Origin of the sequence: Streptomyces sp. NPDC059002, assembly GCF_042740435.1 — a bacterium.
Taxonomy (GTDB): domain Bacteria; phylum Actinomycetota; class Actinomycetes; order Streptomycetales; family Streptomycetaceae; genus Streptomyces.
In genome coordinates, this window is the sequence record NZ_JBHYJI010000011.1 from 1 (window position 1) to 15277 (window position 15277).

At 72.2% G+C, this 15277-nt stretch carries 17 protein-coding genes; 6 read left to right on the forward strand and 11 right to left on the reverse strand.

The genetic code is table 11. The features are described from left to right. The coding region (locus ACFWZ2_RS12600; RefSeq protein WP_384545056.1) for a DMT family transporter at positions 1-369 on the reverse strand (369 nt) is incomplete at its 3' end. A 146-nt stretch (positions 370-515) separates the two neighbouring features. Here ACFWZ2_RS12600 and ACFWZ2_RS12605 point away from each other — a divergent pair. From ACFWZ2_RS12605 to ACFWZ2_RS12615, 3 genes are all read left to right on the forward strand, one after another. After that, positions 516-1421 (forward strand): LysR family transcriptional regulator, encoded by a 906-nt coding sequence (locus tag ACFWZ2_RS12605; protein ID WP_384545057.1) that lies wholly within the window; start codon positions 516-518, stop codon positions 1419-1421. 110 nt (positions 1422-1531) lie between these two features. Further along, positions 1532-2305 (forward strand): SDR family oxidoreductase, encoded by a 774-nt coding sequence (locus tag ACFWZ2_RS12610; RefSeq protein ID WP_384545058.1) that lies wholly within the window; start codon positions 1532-1534, stop codon positions 2303-2305. Between the two features lie 64 nt (positions 2306-2369). Beyond that, positions 2370-3113, forward strand: a complete 744-nt coding sequence (locus ACFWZ2_RS12615) for an SDR family oxidoreductase (RefSeq protein ID WP_384545059.1) — start codon at positions 2370-2372, stop codon at positions 3111-3113. A gap of 41 nt (positions 3114-3154) precedes the next feature. On the opposite strand, the gene ACFWZ2_RS12620 is transcribed toward ACFWZ2_RS12615, so the two are convergent. Further along, on the reverse strand, positions 3155-4051 hold the full coding sequence (locus tag ACFWZ2_RS12620; protein ID WP_384545060.1) for a LysR family transcriptional regulator: 897 nt from the start codon (positions 4049-4051) through the stop codon (positions 3155-3157). Positions 4052-4262: 211 nt separating this feature from the next. On the opposite strand from ACFWZ2_RS12620, the gene add reads away from it, so the two are divergent. Continuing rightward, positions 4263-5240 (forward strand): adenosine deaminase, encoded by a 978-nt coding sequence (add, locus tag ACFWZ2_RS12625; RefSeq protein ID WP_384545061.1) that lies wholly within the window; start codon positions 4263-4265, stop codon positions 5238-5240. Between the two features lie 15 nt (positions 5241-5255). On the opposite strand, the gene ACFWZ2_RS12630 is transcribed toward add, so the two are convergent. Together ACFWZ2_RS12630 and ACFWZ2_RS12635 are read right to left on the reverse strand one after the other, a co-directional pair. Further along, the gene (locus ACFWZ2_RS12630) at positions 5256-6092 is read right to left on the reverse strand and encodes a hypothetical protein (protein WP_384545062.1); all 837 of its coding nucleotides are present in this window, start codon (positions 6090-6092) and stop codon (positions 5256-5258) included. Positions 6093-6179: 87 nt separating this feature from the next. After that, a complete protein-coding gene (locus ACFWZ2_RS12635; protein ID WP_384545063.1) occupies positions 6180-6920 on the reverse strand; it encodes a class I SAM-dependent methyltransferase in 741 nt (246 codons plus the stop codon). A 323-nt stretch (positions 6921-7243) separates the two neighbouring features. Here ACFWZ2_RS12635 and ACFWZ2_RS12640 point away from each other — a divergent pair, with 323 nt between their 5' ends. Next, complete coding sequence (locus tag ACFWZ2_RS12640) at positions 7244-7852, forward strand: GPP34 family phosphoprotein (protein ID WP_384545064.1); 609 nt, start codon at positions 7244-7246, stop codon at positions 7850-7852. Positions 7853-7935: 83 nt separating this feature from the next. On the opposite strand, the gene ACFWZ2_RS12645 is transcribed toward ACFWZ2_RS12640, so the two are convergent. After that, on the reverse strand, positions 7936-8880 hold the full coding sequence (locus ACFWZ2_RS12645) for an NADP-dependent oxidoreductase (RefSeq protein ID WP_384545065.1): 945 nt from the start codon (positions 8878-8880) through the stop codon (positions 7936-7938). A gap of 372 nt (positions 8881-9252) precedes the next feature. Between ACFWZ2_RS12645 and ACFWZ2_RS12650 the strand changes: the two genes are divergently transcribed. After that, on the forward strand, positions 9253-9561 hold the full coding sequence (locus tag ACFWZ2_RS12650; RefSeq protein WP_384545066.1) for a hypothetical protein: 309 nt from the start codon (positions 9253-9255) through the stop codon (positions 9559-9561). Positions 9562-9613: 52 nt separating this feature from the next. On the opposite strand, the gene ACFWZ2_RS12655 is transcribed toward ACFWZ2_RS12650, so the two are convergent. The 6 genes from ACFWZ2_RS12655 to ACFWZ2_RS12680 are packed head-to-tail and all read right to left on the reverse strand — an operon-like array spanning position 9614 to position 14757. Then, entirely contained in the window at positions 9614-10846 is a 1233-nt protein-coding gene (locus tag ACFWZ2_RS12655) for a cytochrome P450 (RefSeq protein WP_384545067.1), read from the reverse strand. A gap of 13 nt (positions 10847-10859) precedes the next feature. Next, positions 10860-12068 (reverse strand): cytochrome P450, encoded by a 1209-nt coding sequence (locus tag ACFWZ2_RS12660; protein WP_384545068.1) that lies wholly within the window; start codon positions 12066-12068, stop codon positions 10860-10862. Continuing rightward, positions 12065-12676 (reverse strand): ATP/GTP-binding protein, encoded by a 612-nt coding sequence (locus tag ACFWZ2_RS12665; RefSeq protein ID WP_384545069.1) that lies wholly within the window; start codon positions 12674-12676, stop codon positions 12065-12067. The genes ACFWZ2_RS12660 and ACFWZ2_RS12665 overlap by 4 nt, the downstream gene beginning before the upstream one ends. Continuing rightward, a complete protein-coding gene (locus ACFWZ2_RS12670; protein WP_384545070.1) occupies positions 12654-13010 on the reverse strand; it encodes a DUF742 domain-containing protein in 357 nt (118 codons plus the stop codon). Before ACFWZ2_RS12670 ends, ACFWZ2_RS12665 begins: the two co-directional genes overlap by 23 nt. Then, on the reverse strand, positions 13007-13423 hold the full coding sequence (locus ACFWZ2_RS12675) for a roadblock/LC7 domain-containing protein (RefSeq protein ID WP_384545071.1): 417 nt from the start codon (positions 13421-13423) through the stop codon (positions 13007-13009). Before ACFWZ2_RS12675 ends, ACFWZ2_RS12670 begins: the two co-directional genes overlap by 4 nt. 2 nt (positions 13424-13425) lie before the next feature. Next, positions 13426-14757, reverse strand: coding sequence for an ATP-binding protein (locus tag ACFWZ2_RS12680; RefSeq protein ID WP_384545072.1), 1332 nt, complete (start codon positions 14755-14757; stop codon positions 13426-13428). Positions 14758-15277: the final 520 nt, after the last annotated feature.

A 15277-nucleotide genomic window follows, 5' to 3' on the forward strand; every position in this document is an offset into this window, starting at 1 on the left:
CGCGCCCGCGAGGGCCACGGTCAGCGGGCCGAGGAACTCCAGCGTGACGGCGAGGCCGAGGCCGATCCGGTCGATCGCCGTGTACAGGGACAAGTTCATCGCGGCGAACACCAGCGCGAGGCCGAGCACCGGACGCCACTGCGCCGCGGTGAACCTCCGCACCCGCGGTCGACCGGCCGCCCCGAGCACGGCGGCGGCCACCCACTGACGCACCGCCACCACACCGACGGGCCCGAGCACGGGGAAGGCGAACGTCGCGACCGCGGCCCCGCTCTGGTTCGACAGACCACTGCCCAGCATCAGCGCCATCCCGCCCCAGCGACCCGAACGCCGACCGGGACCCCGCACCTCCGCGGCCCGCGAACTCATGGGCGTACGAAAGGAAGTGGTGGTTCCGGGTACGGGAGAGGACGCGGGCTGCATGCCTTCACGAGGCGCTGGCTTCATACGCTCACGATGAGACGCCGTTCGGCATGCGCAAAATGCATGCGCGACCCCGTCTATACGCTGAGCGCATGGATGACTTGGGGCACAAGACCGGCGCGCTGGAACTGAAACACCTGCGGTGCCTGGTCGCCATCATCGACACCGGGAGCTTCACCGACGCCGCCCATGAACTCGGCATCTCCCAGGCCGCCGTCTCGCGGACCCTCACCGCGCTCGAAGGCGTCCTCGGCGTACGACTGCTGCACCGCACCAGCCGCTCCGTCGCCCCCACCCCCGAGGGCGTACAGGTGCTGGCCCGCGCGCGCATCCTGCTGGCGGGTGCCGACGAACTCGTCAGGGAGGCCACCATCGGCCACACCCGCCTCCACATCGGCCACGCCTGGTCCGCCTTCGGCCGCCACACCACCGAGTTCCAGCGCCGCTGGCACGAACACCACCCCGAGACCGAGCTGCGCCTGATCCGCTACAACAGCCCCACCGGAGGCCTCGCGGAAGGACGGTGCGACCTCGCCGTCGTCCGGGCCCCACGCGACCTCACCGCCTGGTCCCACGCACTGATCGGCCACGAGACCCGGCACGTCGCGCTGGCCTCCGACGACCCCTGGGCCCGGCGCCGCAGCATCCGCCTGGACGAAGTCCTCGGCCGCACCCTGGCGATCGACCGCCGCACAGGGACCACCACCCTCGACCTGTGGCCCGCACACGAGCGGCCCGCCGTCGAGTACATCCACGACATCGACGACTGGCTCGCCGCCATTGCCACGGGCCGCTGCATCGGCCTCACACCCCAGGCGACCGCCGCCCAGTACCGGCGCGACGGCATCATCTACCGCCCACTGCGCGACGCCGCCCCGGTCCCCGTCCACCTCATCTGGCGCACCCACGAAACCCACCCGGCCACGCACACCGCGATCGCCCTCGCCACCGATCTCTACCGACGGGGGAGCCGGTCACTCCGGGCGGCGGTGCCATAGGAGTTCCCTATGGCACGTACTGGAATTACGTCTTTGCTCCTCGTTCTTCCCGAGATCTACCGTGAATTCTCGTCGAGCGGAACAATCACGCGATCGAGAGGGCGAATGACATGAACGCCATCGGGAACTATGCAGGAACGGGCGAATTCGCGGGGAAGCGCGCCCTGGTCACGGGCGGCACGCGCGGCATTGGAGCGGCGGTCGTACGTCAACTCCTCGCCGCGGGCGCCGAGGTGCTCACGACCGCCAGGTCGGCGACCGGCACGGCGCCGCAGGGGGCCTCCTTCGTGGCGGCCGACGTGCGGACACGAGCGGGCGCGGACGCGATCGCCGCGGCCGCGCAGGAGACGCTCGGCGGGGTGGACATCCTGGTCCACAACGCGGGCGGTGCGGGACCGCACGCGGGCATTGCGGCCATCTCCGACGAGGAGTGGCAGGACGCGCTGGACCTGAACTTCCTCGCGTCGGTGCGGCTCGACTCGCTGCTGGTGCCTGGCATGCGGGAGCGGCGTTCCGGGGCGATCGTGCACATCTCGTCGGCGGCGGTCCTCACTCCGGTGGCGCCGTTCCTGCACTACGTGGCGGCGAAGGCGGCGTTGGAGGCCTACAGCAAGGGACTGGCCCTGGAGCAGGCGCCGTTCGGCATCCGGGTCAACACCGTGTCTCCCGGCCGGGTCGCAACCCCCGGCGGCGAAGCGACGCGCGAGGAGTGGGCGCGCCTGAACCCGGCGCAGGGCCAGAACGACATCCCCGCCGTGCCGCTGGGGCGCGAAGGAAGGCCCGACGACATCGCCGACGCCGTGCTGTTCCTCGTCTCCGGCCGGGCGAGCTGGCTGACCGAGAGCAATCTCATCGTGGACGGCGGGGAATTCCCCAGGGGCTGACACCGCCAGCATTTCGAAGCGCCTTTTCCACGACTATTGAGCGACATCATGAAGGAATCTTGGTATGGGCAAGTACAGCGACAAGAATGCAGTGATCACCGGGGGCGGCAGCGGCATAGGGTTCGCGACGGCCGAGCTCCTTGCGGACGGCGGAGCGCGGGTGATGATCACCGGTCGTTCCGAGGCCACGCTCGACGCCGCGCGGGAGCGGCTCGGCAGGAACGCGCTGGCGGTCCGGGGCGATGTGTCCTCACTGTCCGACCTGGACGCGCTTGCCGAGCGGGTGAAGGGCGAACTCGGCACGGTCGACGCCCTGTTCGTCAACGCCGGCATCGCGACCCTCACGCCCTTCGGGTCGACGACCGAGGAGACGTACGACGAGCTGTTCGCGACCAACGTCAAGGGCGCCTACTTCACCGTGCAGAAGCTCGCCCCGCTGCTCGGCGAGGGCGCCGGTGTCGTCCTCACCACCTCGGTCGCGAACGTCATGGGCCTGCTGGACTCCAGCGTCTATGCGGCGGGCAAGGCGGCGCTGCGCTCGATGGCGCGCAGCTTCTCCCGTGAGCTGCTGCCGCGCGGCATCCGTGTCAACGCGGTCAGCCCGGGCCCCGTCGACACGGGAGCGCTGGACAGGACGATGACAGCAGAGGCCGCCGAGCGGTTCAAGGCGGAGCGGGTCGCGGACAATCCCATGCGGCGCTTCGGCACCCCCGAGGAGATCGCACGGGCGGCCGCGTTCCTCGCCTTCGACGCCACGTACACCACCGGCGCCGAGTTCGCCGTGGACGGTGGCGCCACGCAGCTCTGACCCCGCCGGGAAGGACGCGGCGGCGCACGCCTTCTTGGTCGTCAGGTCACCGGCGAGAAGGGCGCGGACGCGGACCAGGTCTCCTTGCCCAGGAGGTCGAGCAGGGCCGCACCCGCCGGGCCGGGGCCGGACCGGAGCACGGCGATGACGGGCTGGGACACGGCGGGGGACACCGGGCGTACGAGGTGCTCGTGACCGTCCGGCACCGCGGAGGCCGGGACGAGCGTCACGCCGAGCCCTTGGGCGGCCCAGCGCACGGCCGTCGCCGTCTGGGACACGCGGGCGGCCGTGACCGGGGCCAGATCGTTGCGCCGCAGCACGTCGAGCAGTACGGCGTCTAGCGCGCTGTCGCGGTCGAACCGCACCCACGGCTCGCCCGCGAGATCCCGCAGCTGGACCCGGTCCGCGGCGAGCAGCGGGTGCCCGGCGGCAAGGACCACGACGAACTCCTCGCCGCCGAGGAGGTGGGCGTCGGCGGGGCTCCGCTCGCACGCCGCCATCAGGGCGAGGTCGAGGACACCCCGGCGGCACAGCCGCTCCAGCTCGGCGGAGCTGGGCTCCTCGAAGACGCTGACCTCAAGGCGCGGGAAGCGGCGGCGCAACGCTCCGAGGGCGCCCGGCAGTTGCCGTGTGCCGAAGCCCATCTGGGCCGCCACCACCACCTCGCCCACCAGCTCGTCGGCACCGGCCCGCGCCGTCGCCCTCGCCCGCCGCGACGCGCTCACCGCGACCTCCGCCTCCCGCAGGAACGCGCGGCCGACCAGCGTGGGCACGAGTCCGGTCGGCGTACGGGCGAACAGCTCCACGCCGAGTTCCCGCTCCAGGCCGCGGATCTGCTGGGACACCGAAGGCTGAGCCACGTGCAGCAGCTCCGCCGCCGCCGTCACCGAGCCTTCCTCGGCAACGGCCAGGGCGTACTCGAACTGACGAAGGCTCATCGGCTCCCGTCCCTCCCTGCTTCCTGGGGCGGACATCGGTCCACCCCGCTGAACTCGTCGTGATCGTAAGCAACTCCGTTCCGCCGACAGGGATTCCCGCGATCCGGGGTGCGAGAGGCTGTTCTTCGACACCCGCACCGTCCGCACCGTCAGCACCGCCCCCACCGTCGGCCCGCCGAAGCCCTTCACCCCAGCCCACGCGAAAGAAGCCATGAGCCCCGAGACCCCCACGGCACCGCCGCGCCATGAACTGCACTGTCACCTCGACGGTTCCGTACGCCCCGGCACCATCCGCGACCTCGCGCAGGAACAGGGCATCGCCCTGGACCGCCCCGTCGAGGAGCTGGCCGTCGCCCCCGCCACCTGCGGCAGCCTGACGAAGTTCCTCGGCTATATCGATCTGCCGCTCCAGGTCCTGCAGACGCCGCACGCCCTCCGCCGCGCCGCCCGGGAACTCGTCGAGGACTGGCACCACGACGGAGTCGTCCACGGAGAGGTCCGTTTCGCCCCGCAGCTCCATGGTCGGCACGGCATGAGCCAGGACGAGGCCGTCCGGGCCGTCGCCGAGGGGCTCGCCGTCGGCCGCGCGGCGACCGGAGTACGCACCGGAATCCTGCTGTGCTGCCTGCGCCAGCAGAACCCCGACGAGAGTCTCGCGGTCGCCGAGACCGCGCTGCGCCACCCGGCCGACGTCGTCGGTCTCGACCTGGCGGGGGACGAGGCGCTCCACCCCGCCTGGCGCCACCGCGAGGCGTTCGAGCTCGCCCACGCCGCCGGTCTGCCCTGCACGGTGCACGCGGGTGAGGCCGCCGGTTCCGAGAGCATGTGGGAAGCCATCGACGTCCTCGGCGCGCGGCGCATCGGCCACGGCGTCCGCTGCACCGACGACCCCGCCCTGCTCGACCGGCTGCGGCGGGACCGCATCGCCCTGGAGATGTGCCCCACGAGCAACGTCCAGACCGGCGCCGTGCCCAGCCTCCTCGAACACCCCGCGACGGCCCTCCTGCGGCAGGACCTGCCGGTCACCATCAGCACCGACACCCGCACCACGTCCGCGACCACGCTGGAGCGCGAATTCGCGGCGCTCCAGGACATCGCACACTGGACCGCCGACGACCAGCTCCGCGCCCAGCACCACGCGGCCGCAGCGCGGTTCATCCCCTCCGGGGGCGGCGGGTCGCGCCGCTGACGCCGTACGCCGGGGTCACTCGCGGGCGCGTGCGAACAGAGGCGTGGTGTCCGCGTCGTACGGCAGGGTGGAGAGCACGTCGGCGTAACCCCGGTCGATGGCCTGCCGCTGGCGCGCGGTGTGCGGGCCCGCGGGGTGTGCGGCCAGCCGCGCCACCCGCTGCTCGTGCGCCTCGGTGACCTCGGCGGCGGTGGCCCGCCAGGCGGCGTCGTCCGGTACGCGGACCAGCTCCACGCAAGGCGGCTGCAGGCCCTCCGACAGCGCGGCCGCGGCCCGGTCGTGGCCGTCGAGGAGCACCCAGCCGTCCAGGAAGGACACCCACCACAACAGGACGGGGGCGAGGGTGCCCTCGCGGGCGTGCTTGCGGTACGCCTTGACGCGCGGGGCGTCCGGTTCCGGGAGCGGGCGCAGCGGCAGGACGCCGTGCCAGCCGCCCCCGCAGAGCAGTTCGAGGGTCGCGTCCGGCCAGTCCCTGATGAGGTCGCAGCTCCAGATGCCCGGGGCGAAGGCGGTGCGTTCGGTCAGGCGCCAGCGCCCGGGGTGCAGCGGGCCGTGCCCCGTTTCCGTCAGCCATCGCGCGTACTGGTGTGGCCAGTTCGGCCCGGACCGCAGTGTCGCGGCGGACAGGGGCGGCAGCGGGGAGCGGTGGCCGGGCAGGCGGTGCAGACGAAGGTCGCGGCAGCAGCCGTCACCCTCCGACCTGGCCTGGATCAGCGGCAGTTCGTCCTGCCGGAGGACCCACTCGCGGTCCGTCGACCGCTCGAAGCGCAGGGCGGGCACGGGCGGAACGCCCTCGGGCACGGCGAGGACGAGTCCGCCGCCCGGCAGTGGTTCCCGTATTGCCCTGATCATGGGATCAGTGTCGGCACGGGCGCCCTCTACGGCAAGCGCGTGTCTGCCCGGGGCCCTCCTCGGCAGGCGCCTGTCCCGTCCGGATGCTCAAGCGCGGCAGCGCAGCATCTCCATCGGGGGATTGGCGCGGAAGTCCGCCCAGTAGTCCGCGCCGAACTCGCGCAGACCGGCGTCGGACACGTCCACCGGGAGCCAGGTCAGCTCGCTGAAGCCGGCCGCCCGCAGACTCGACTCGTAGACCTCGCGGCGCGGGCGCGTGGTGACGAATCCGACCGGCGGGTCGAACAGCGCCGTGACGCGCACGCGCGGCCCGACCTCGGCCTCCTCGCCGGTCAGCTCGCAGGTGAAGCCGTACTTGCCCATGGACGGACCGTCGAAGCGGTAGTCGGGGGACTGGTTGAGGATGAAGAACTCGGCACCGGGCGCCAGGCTGCGGTGCACGGTGCGGCACATCCGCTCCATGGTCGCGGCGTCCTCCGCGTAGTTGAGCAGCTGGACGCCGATGGCGATGTCGAAGCGCCGCTTGGCGGAAGGCAGTTCGGCCACGTCACCCACCTCGTAGCGCACGCCGAGCGGGTCGCTCTCCTCCAACCGCCTTGCCACGGCCACCATTTCACCGGAGATCTCGACGCCGAGCACGTCCGTGGCGCCGCGGCGCTTGAACTCCCTGCTGTAGAAGCCCGTGCCGGAGGCCAGGTCGAGGACCGACTTGCCGCGCACGTCCCCGACCATGCCGAGGAAGCCCGGCACCACGGCGTACTGCTCCAGCGGCTGGGCCTTGAACCCCTCGTACGCCTCACCGATCTCGTCATACTGCTGAACGCCCACCGTGCTGTCCTCCCGTGCGTTTCGTCAGGTCAAGGGCCGCGGCCCCCGTCCGTAAGGGGAGCCGCGGCCTCTGGCGGGCAGTCTTCCCGCACCCCGGCCGACCGTCGTACTGGCAGAAGCCACAAAGATCCACGCACGGTCCCGGCGCCGGGTACAAGCGGGCGCCCCGGCCCTGACGCAACGGGGCGGAACAGGGGCGGAACAGGGACGCAACAGGGTGCCTAACGCGCAAAGGGCGGCGAGAATGATCGGGGGAGGGCGGTCTGCCGGGGTCGCCCCCGGCGCTCTCGCCCCGCACTCGGCCAACTGACCTGGAGCCGCACATGACCACCGCACAGGACCTCGCGATCGTCGCCCTGGGCGCGACACCCGACCGCTCCGTGGAGCAGGGCGAGCTGTCGCTCGCGCTCGCGGGAGCCGAGGTGCTCGACCTCATCGGGGCCAAGGCCCTGGCCGTCGAGGACGACCGCATCGTGCCCGGTGCCCAAGTCCCCACCGGCGACCGCCTGTTGGACGAGGCGGTCGCGGCGCTCGTACGGGAGGAGCCGTACGAGTCGGTCGAGGAGTGGCTGTGGCGTCGGGGCCGCGGGCTGTCCTCGGCGTACGTCGACGACCTGGAGCGGGTGGGAGTGACGGAACGGCCACGGGGGCGTCGGACCGGGCTGCGGGCCGGGCGGACGGAGCCGGTCGACGGGGCGGCCGGGCGCCGGGCGGAGGAACGCTGGGCGGCGGGCGAACCCGTGCTCGCCGCGCTGGCGGCCGCCGCCGGAATCGGTGCGGAGCAGCCGGACGAGGACGCTCCGGAACTCGCCGGTGACGCGGTCACGTCGGTGCTGGCCGCGGTCGGGGACGCCGTGCAGGAGCTGCAGGGCGTACGGCAGCGCAGGGTGGTCGAGGACGCGGCGTTCGACAACATCTGGCGCGGGTTCTGAGCGGTCCTACCGGGCGGGTCCGCCAAGAACCCGCCCGGAAGCGGTAGTTGACGTCGTCCCGACGCACGTCACGCGCCCCGCCGTCAGGAGAAGTCGAGCACCAACCGGCCCCGCAGACCACCGGCCTCCAGCATGCGGTGGGCCTTGGCCGCCTTCTCGGCGGGCAGCACCTCGGCGACGTGCAGCGTCAGGGTGCCGTCCTCGGCCTGGCGGCGCAGCGTGTCCAGGCGCTCGGTGTCGGTGATGCCGTCCGTGACCATCACCGGTTCCACGCGGATGCCGCGCTCGGCCGGGCCCGACCAGGCCCGCAGTTCGACCAGCGTCCCGCCGTCGGCGATGGCGGGCAGGGTCTCGGTGGTCTGCATCGAGCCGTCGACGAGGGCGGGAACACCGTCGGGGACCAGTGCGCGTATGCGGGCCGCGACAGCGGTACCGCGCTCGACGATGTGGTCGGCGCCGAATCCGCGCACCCGGTCGACGTCGTGCGGGGCGGCGTCCGCGACGACGGTGAGGCCGTCGGCCTTGGCCAGCTGGACCGCGTACCCGCCGACGGCACCGGCCGCACCGGTCACGGCGACGGTCCCGCCGGGCGGCACGGCCGCCGTGTCCAGGGCGATGCGTGCGGTCATGGCGTTCATGAGCAGGGTCGACGCGGCGGGGAAGTCCGCCCCTTCGGGCGCGGGTACCACCGAGGCGGCGGGCACCACGATCCGCTCGGCGTACGCTCCGCCGCGCGGTCCGGTGAACAGCACGATGGCGACCACCCGTTGGCCCACGGCGAGCCGGTCGTCGACCCCGGGGCCGAGCTGGTCGATCACACCGGCGGCGTCCATGCCGGGCACGAACGGGGGCCGGCGGTCGGGCATGCGGACGGCGTGACCGCCGGTTCGCAGCAGCACGTCGGTCGGATTCACCGCGGCCGCGTGCACGCGGATGCGGACCTCGCCGGGGCCCGCCTCCGGTTCGGGCAGCTCCACGGCCCGCAGCACGTCAGGACCGCCGAAATCAAGGACACCCATGGCTTTCATGCCGGATGCAACCTGCCGCACCCGCACCGCATTCCGGGCCCGGCCGACGATGGCCGGAGAGGCCACAGCAGTTCGTTCGGCGGTGCGGGTGCGGGTGCGGGTGCGGGTGCGGGTGCCGGTTCCGGTTCGGTTCCGGTTCCGGCGTCGGGGGAGTCGGCACCGCCTCGGCCCCGCTGCCCGTCCTGTCCGGCCCATCCGCACACAACAGCGCGTCCGGATCCAGCCAAAACCGCACACCATCCGCCTTATCTCCGCTACTGGCGCAAACGACACCTTTCGGGGCGTCAGGCATGACGTTTGAATGCGCTTGTCCCTGCGCCAACCCCGAGCGTCCGTCGGCGCCTTCGGCGGACCGAGAGGAAGACCAAAGCCATGAGCATGATCCAAACTGGCAGGCTGGAACTGTCCTCGCAGCAACCGGTCGAAACGAAGAGCGGCAACACCAGCACCTTCACGCAGGTCGACTACCCCACCCCGTTCCCGGCCGGCTCGACCGTCATCGTGCAGACCACGGTGCAGACCTTCAACGGCTCCGACACGCCGGGCATCCGGCTGGCCGACGTGAACGAGACCGGCTTCCTCATTCGCATCAACGAGCTCTACAGCACGGGCAACAACGGCGTCCAAAGCGATGGCACGCACACCACGGAGACCGTCGGCTGGACCGCCTACACGGTCTGAGACGCAGCGCGGGTGGCCCCGGGAGTCGCCTCCCGGGGCCACCCGCCGCGGTTCAGGCGGTGGCACCCCTGAGGCGGACGGGCAGGGCCTGGTGGCCGTTGCTGAGCAGGGAGCCGAGCGGCTGCAACTCCTCGGCGGGTACGGCGAGTTCGAGTCGCGGGAACCGGTCGAAGAGCAGTCGCAGGGCGGTGGCGACCTCGAGCCGGGCGAGCGGGGCGCCGAGGCAGAAGTGGACGCCGTGGCCGAACGCCAGGTGGTCCTTGACGGTGCGGGTGACGTCGAAGGTGTCGGCGCTCTCGCCGTGCCAGTCGGGGTGACGGTTGGCGGCCGCGTAGGAGGCGAGGATCGCCTCGCCCCGGGGGATGGTCCTGCCGTCGGGGAGTTCGATGTCGGTCACCGCGAACCGCATGGGCAGATGCCTGACCGCCGGTTCGAGGCGCAGGGTCTCCTCGACGGCGTCGGCCCAGTCGGCCCGGCCGTCCCGGAGCAGCGCGAGCTGGTCGGGGTGGCTGAGCAGCTGGGTGATCGCCTGGTCGATGACGTTGACGGTGGTCTCGTACCCGGCGCTGATCATCAGCAGCAGGGTGTCGCGCAGTTCGTCCTCCGACAGGCCGCCCTCCTCGTCCCCGTCGCGCGAGGTGATCAGGAGGGAGGTCATGTCGTCGCCGGGCTCGGTGCGCTTGGCGGCGATGAGCGCCTGGAGCGCCTCGTACAGCGCCTTGGTGTTGGCCTCGGACTGCTCGGCGGTCAGCGTGGTGTCGAAGACGCCGTCGACGACCTGGCGGAAGCCGTCCCGCTGTTCGGCGGGTACGCCCATGAGCCGGCTGACGACGGCGATCGGCAGCGGGTAGGCGAGGTGCTCGCGCAGGTCGACGGTCTCGCCGTGCGGCAGGGCATCGAGGCCGTCGAGGATGTCGGCGACCACGGTGTCGATGTCCTGCTGCAGCGCGGCGATGCGGCGGTGGCTGAAGGCGGGGGCGACCATGCGCCGAAGGCGCCGGTGGTCCGCCCCGTAGGCGGTGAACATGTTCTCCACCGCGACCCACAGGGCCAGCGGCCAGCGCTGGATCGCGTCGTCGTACTCCGGCCAGTGGGCGCGCGCGTCCTTGGAGACGCTCGGGCTGGTCAGCAGCTCCTTGAGGAGAGCGGGGTCGGAGACGGACCAGGCGGTCACGCCGAGGATGTCGACGCGGACGGCGCAGCCGTGGCCGCGCAACTGCCGGTGCTCGTCGTGTGCGTGGGCCCCGGTGGGGTCGAGGGTGATCGCCTGCGTGGTCTGGACCATGGGGGACGTCCCTTCAGAGGGATACGGCGGAGGGGAACTTGACGGGCAGTGCGGTCAGTGCCCGGTGGAACGGTCCGGGGCGCCAGACCAGCTCGTCGGGGGCCGCGGCGAGGTCCATCTCGGGCAGCGCGTCGAGCAGGTGGGTGATGGCCGTCTCGGCGATGAGGTAGGCGTGCGGTCGTGCGGGGCAGGCGTGCGGGCCCGTGCTCCACGACAGGTGGGCGCGGTTGCTCGCGGTGTGCTGGTCGCCGAGGGCGGGGTCGTTGTTGCAGGCGGTCATCGAGATGAGGACCGGCTGGTGCGCGGGCAGCAGGAATCCGTCGACGTCGACGGGGTGCGGCGGATAGCTGATGCAGTAGTTGGCCAGGGGCGGGTCGGTGTAGAGCACCGTGTCGAGCGCCTCACGGATCGAGGAGCCTCCCGCGTGCAGGTCTCCGGAGAACTGGTCGTCGGTGAGGACCCTGAGGACGGTGTTGGCGATGAGGTTGGTCAGCGGTTCGATGCCCGCGCCGTACAGGGTGACGAGCTGGTGGGCCATCTCGATGTCGTCGAGGGCCGCGTCGTGCGCGAGGAGCCGGGAGGTGATGTCGTCGCCGGGCTGGCGCCGGCGCAGGGCCACCAGGTCCGCGACGGCCTGGGAGAGGATCTGGTTGCCGCTCGCGGCGTCCACTCCCTCGAAGATCTTGGCCATGCCGTCGGCGATGCGGCGGCCCATCTCGTCGGGGCAGCCGAGCAGGGCGCTGAGCACGCGGAAGGCGATGGGCCAGGCGTACTGGGTCAGCAGATCGGCGCCGTCGGCGTCCCGGAACTCGGCGATGGTGGCGTCGGCGACCTGCTCGACGAGGGCGCGCAGCTCGTGCTGGTCGACGCCGTTGATCGCCGAGGTGTTCGCCGAGCGGTAGCGGGTGTGCGCGGGGCCGGTCGAACGCAGCGCGTTGGGGCGGCTCTCCATCATCGGCCGGACCGGGCAGCTCTCGGGGACGGACTGCTCCCACACCCGCGGGTCGGCGGGGAAGCGCAGGGGGTCGTTGAGTATGCGCCGGGCCTGGGCGTAACCGATGACGAGGGTCGCGGGCACCCCGGGGATGAGGTCCACTGGGACGAAGGGACCGAACTCGGCCCGCATCCGCGCGTAGGCGGCGTGCGGGTCGGACGCGAACTCGGCTTCGTGCAGGGCGATCCGGCGCTCCGGGGTCGCGTCGGTCGTGGTGGGGCTGGTCACGGTCGGGGCTCCAAAGCAGGTGCGTTCAGGTCGGACAGGTGCTCGCAGAGGGTGATCAGGGCCAGCACGCTGGAGGTGCGTTCCCGCGCGTCGCACGTCGTCAGCGGCGTGTGCGGGTCCAGGTCGAGGGCCTGGCGGATCTCGTCCAGGTGGTAGTGCGGGGCACCGTCGAACAGGTTGATCGCCACGGCGTACGGCGTGCCCTGCTCCTCGTGCAGCGCGAGGATCTCGAAGCAGGCCTCCAGATTGCGGGTGTCGACCAGGACGAGGGCTCCCAGGGCACCCTCGGTCAGGCCCGCCCACATGGGCCGGAAGCGGTCCTGGCCCGGGGTGCCGAACAGGTACAGGACGAGGGCGTCGCTGAGGTGCAGGCGCCCGAAGTCCATGCCGACGGTCGTGGTCGTCTTGCGCGGTGTCCGTGCCAGGTCGTCCACCCCGGCGCTGGCCTGGGTGATCCGCTCCTCCATGCGCAGCGGCGGCACCTGGGAGACGCTGCCCACGAACGTCGTCTTGCCGACGCCGAAACTCCCCGAGATCACGATCTTCGCGGACCGGGTCACGCCGGGGGGCACATAGATGAGGCCGTCAGACGAGGGCGCGGAGACCACGCAGTACCTCCTGGAGCAGATCGGTTTCGGGTTGGTCGTCGCTGGCCGCGACGGGGCGGGTCAGCATGCCTTCGTCGATGAGGGTGGAGACGAGGATGCGCACCGTGGAGGGCGGGAACTCCAGGGCGGCCGCGATGTCCGCGACCGCCAGGCCACCGCCCTCCGCGCGGGCGAACAGGCCCATCACCTGCCGGGCGTCCGCACCCAGGCCCTCGGTCGAGCCGCTCGCGGCGAGCACCACGGTCTCCAGGCGCACATCCGGGTTGGCGCGAACACGCCCGTCCGTACGGACGTAGGGTCTGACCAGGTCCGGGTCTCGCCGCGGCCCGCTCACGTCGTCGGCAGGCCTTCGCCGGAAGGCGCCCGCGGGGCGACCTTCATCTCGTGCCCCACGCGCTGGGCCAGCTCCAGCATGTGATGGGTGATCAGGCCGATGTCGGCGTCGGGGCCGCTCGTCTGCACCGACAGCATGGTGTTGCCCCCGGCCTGGGTGATCAGGCCCACGTGGTTGGTGAGTTCGATCAGGGCCTGCCGGGTGCCCCCGCCGCCGGTCTCCTCGTCGTACGCGAGCGCGGCGGCGCGGACGGCCGCGGTGATCGCTGCGAACTTCTCCGCGTCGTCCTGCCCGATGCCTGCCGTCCGGGAGTGCAGCAGACCGTCGGAGCTCATCAGGACCGCGTGCTGGACGCCGTCGAGGGATCCGAGCGATCGGTCCAGCAGCCAGCCAAGTTCGTTGCCGGTCGTCACGGTCAGGCTCCTTCGTGCGTGGTGGTCGGGTCTTCGGTGCGCGCGCTGCGCGTGCCCTTCGCCCAGGCGGCGGCGATGGCGGGCCGGCCCGGCGCCGCCTGGCCCTCCGACGTGGGCGTCGCGGGTCGTGCGGTCGCGGGAGCGGTCTTGCGCGACCGGACGGTCAGCCCGCTTGCGGTGGTGCGCTTGGGGGCGGCCTGCTCGGCCTGCGGCGCGGGCGCAGGCGGGGGAGCGGCGGCCGTGGTCAGCAGGCTCTTGGGGAGGAACATGTACACGCGGGTGCCGCCGAACGGGTTCGGGGCCTCCAGGTCGATCCGGAAGCCGTAGTCGGCGGCGAGGGCCGCGGCCGCCCGCAGGCCGGTCTGCGGATGCGCGCCGAGCTGGTTGATGTCGTCGCGCCGCGTGCCGGTCAGGATTTCCCTGGCCCAGGTGAGCTGTTCCTCGTTCATGCGCAGACCGGCGTCGTCGACGATGACCGAGACCCCGTGGTGGCCCTCCTGGAAGCCCACGTGCACGCGGGCGGAGGAGGGGGAGTAGCGGACCGCGTTGTCCAGGAGCACCGCGAGCGCGTGCACGACGGGCCCGACCGCCCGGCTGGTCACCGCGACCCCGAGTTCCTGGTGCTCGACCCGCTCGTACTCCTCGATGCTGCCCATGGCGGCCCGCACCACATCGGTCATCGGGGTGGCGGGCCAGCGCCGCGACAGCTTGCCGCCGGACAGGACCACGTAGTTCTGGGCGACGAGCAGCATCTGCTGGGTGGGGTGGTCGATGCCGACCAGCGTCTCGTACGCCTCGTCGCCCTCGTGCCGCCGCACACCGTGGCTGACCCGCTGGCTCAGCTTCGATGCCATGCCCACCATCGCGGAGGAGACGGCGCGCACCGCCGCCCGGCTGGAGTGCTCGGCGGACTCGCGGGCGCGGGCCACCTCGTCCTGCGCGTTCTTCTGCGCTTCGGCGATCTGCACGCTGGTGCTGGTCTGGGCGTCGTACTGCACCTTGCGCACGGTATGCGCGGCGGAGTTGGCCAGTTCCGTGAGGCGCTGCGCGAGCACCGTGCGCACCAGCGGCTCGGGCAGTTCGAAGTCGACGCCGTGGCCGGTGCCAAGACGCTCGGCCTCGGCCCCCACCCGGGGAATCACACCGTTGGCGAGCTGCACCAGCACGTCCTCGGTGGCGCGTTGGCGCCCGGCGATCTCCTCGACCTCGGCACGGAGGCGGCCGCTCGTCGCGCGCTCGCCTCGGTACTGGTCCCAGAATCGCCAGGCCGCGCCGCCGGCGGCCAGGGCCAGAACTGAGGGCACCACAGTGGTGGCCTGTATCAGGTCTGTCATCACGTCCTCTACGGGGGTTAAAGGGGGTGAGGCAGCCGAGTGCCGCGGAGCGGACGGGGGTGACTGCGGCGGGAGCGGGAGGGGCCCCGGCCGGTGGTCCGTCCGGTGTGCGGCGGTACTCGTTGCACGCGATCGGCCATGACGCGCATGGCCCGCCGACGGCCGGCCGGACACCCGGGTCGCCCTGCCCGGCGGAGGTTGCGGGTGCGGGCCGATCACGGGTGTCCTTGAGCTGTCGGGGCCCGGCACGGCCCGAGGGGGAACGGTCGCGCCGGGAGGATCGCCGGGGGTGGCGGGGTGCCAACTACGGAAGGAGCCGCACGGGTTGACGGGCGGCCGGGGGAGCAGGCGTGGCGGGGGAGCCGAGCCAGTGGGCGCATCGGGGCCGCCTTGTGGGCCCGACCTGTCTCACCGTACTCATCTGCACTTCCTGGCTTCCCTTCGGCTGCGGCAGGCTTCATGGCACGCTTTTCGGCCAACTGGTAGCTGAAAAGCACCAGTTGGTCGCCGCTCGTAAACG

Bases quoted from the DNA above. Each gene is read 5' to 3' on its own strand.
- ACFWZ2_RS12615 (WP_384545059.1), top strand. From the start codon at position 2,370: ATGGGCAAGTACAGCGACAAGAATGCAGTGATCACCGGGGGCGGCAGC.
- ACFWZ2_RS12680 (WP_384545072.1), bottom strand. From the start codon at position 14,757: ATGACAGACCTGATACAGGCCACCACTGTGGTGCCCTCAGTTCTGGCC.
- ACFWZ2_RS12650 (WP_384545066.1), top strand. From the start codon at position 9,253: ATGAGCATGATCCAAACTGGCAGGCTGGAACTGTCCTCGCAGCAACCG.
- ACFWZ2_RS12645 (WP_384545065.1), bottom strand. From the start codon at position 8,880: ATGAAAGCCATGGGTGTCCTTGATTTCGGCGGTCCTGACGTGCTGCGG.
- add (WP_384545061.1), top strand. From the start codon at position 4,263: ATGAGCCCCGAGACCCCCACGGCACCGCCGCGCCATGAACTGCACTGT.
- ACFWZ2_RS12655 (WP_384545067.1), bottom strand. From the start codon at position 10,846: ATGGTCCAGACCACGCAGGCGATCACCCTCGACCCCACCGGGGCCCAC.
- ACFWZ2_RS12620 (WP_384545060.1), bottom strand. From the start codon at position 4,051: ATGAGCCTTCGTCAGTTCGAGTACGCCCTGGCCGTTGCCGAGGAAGGC.
- ACFWZ2_RS12630 (WP_384545062.1), bottom strand. From the start codon at position 6,092: ATGATCAGGGCAATACGGGAACCACTGCCGGGCGGCGGACTCGTCCTC.
- ACFWZ2_RS12640 (WP_384545064.1), top strand. From the start codon at position 7,244: ATGACCACCGCACAGGACCTCGCGATCGTCGCCCTGGGCGCGACACCC.
- ACFWZ2_RS12605 (WP_384545057.1), top strand. From the start codon at position 516: ATGGATGACTTGGGGCACAAGACCGGCGCGCTGGAACTGAAACACCTG.
- ACFWZ2_RS12610 (WP_384545058.1), top strand. From the start codon at position 1,532: ATGAACGCCATCGGGAACTATGCAGGAACGGGCGAATTCGCGGGGAAG.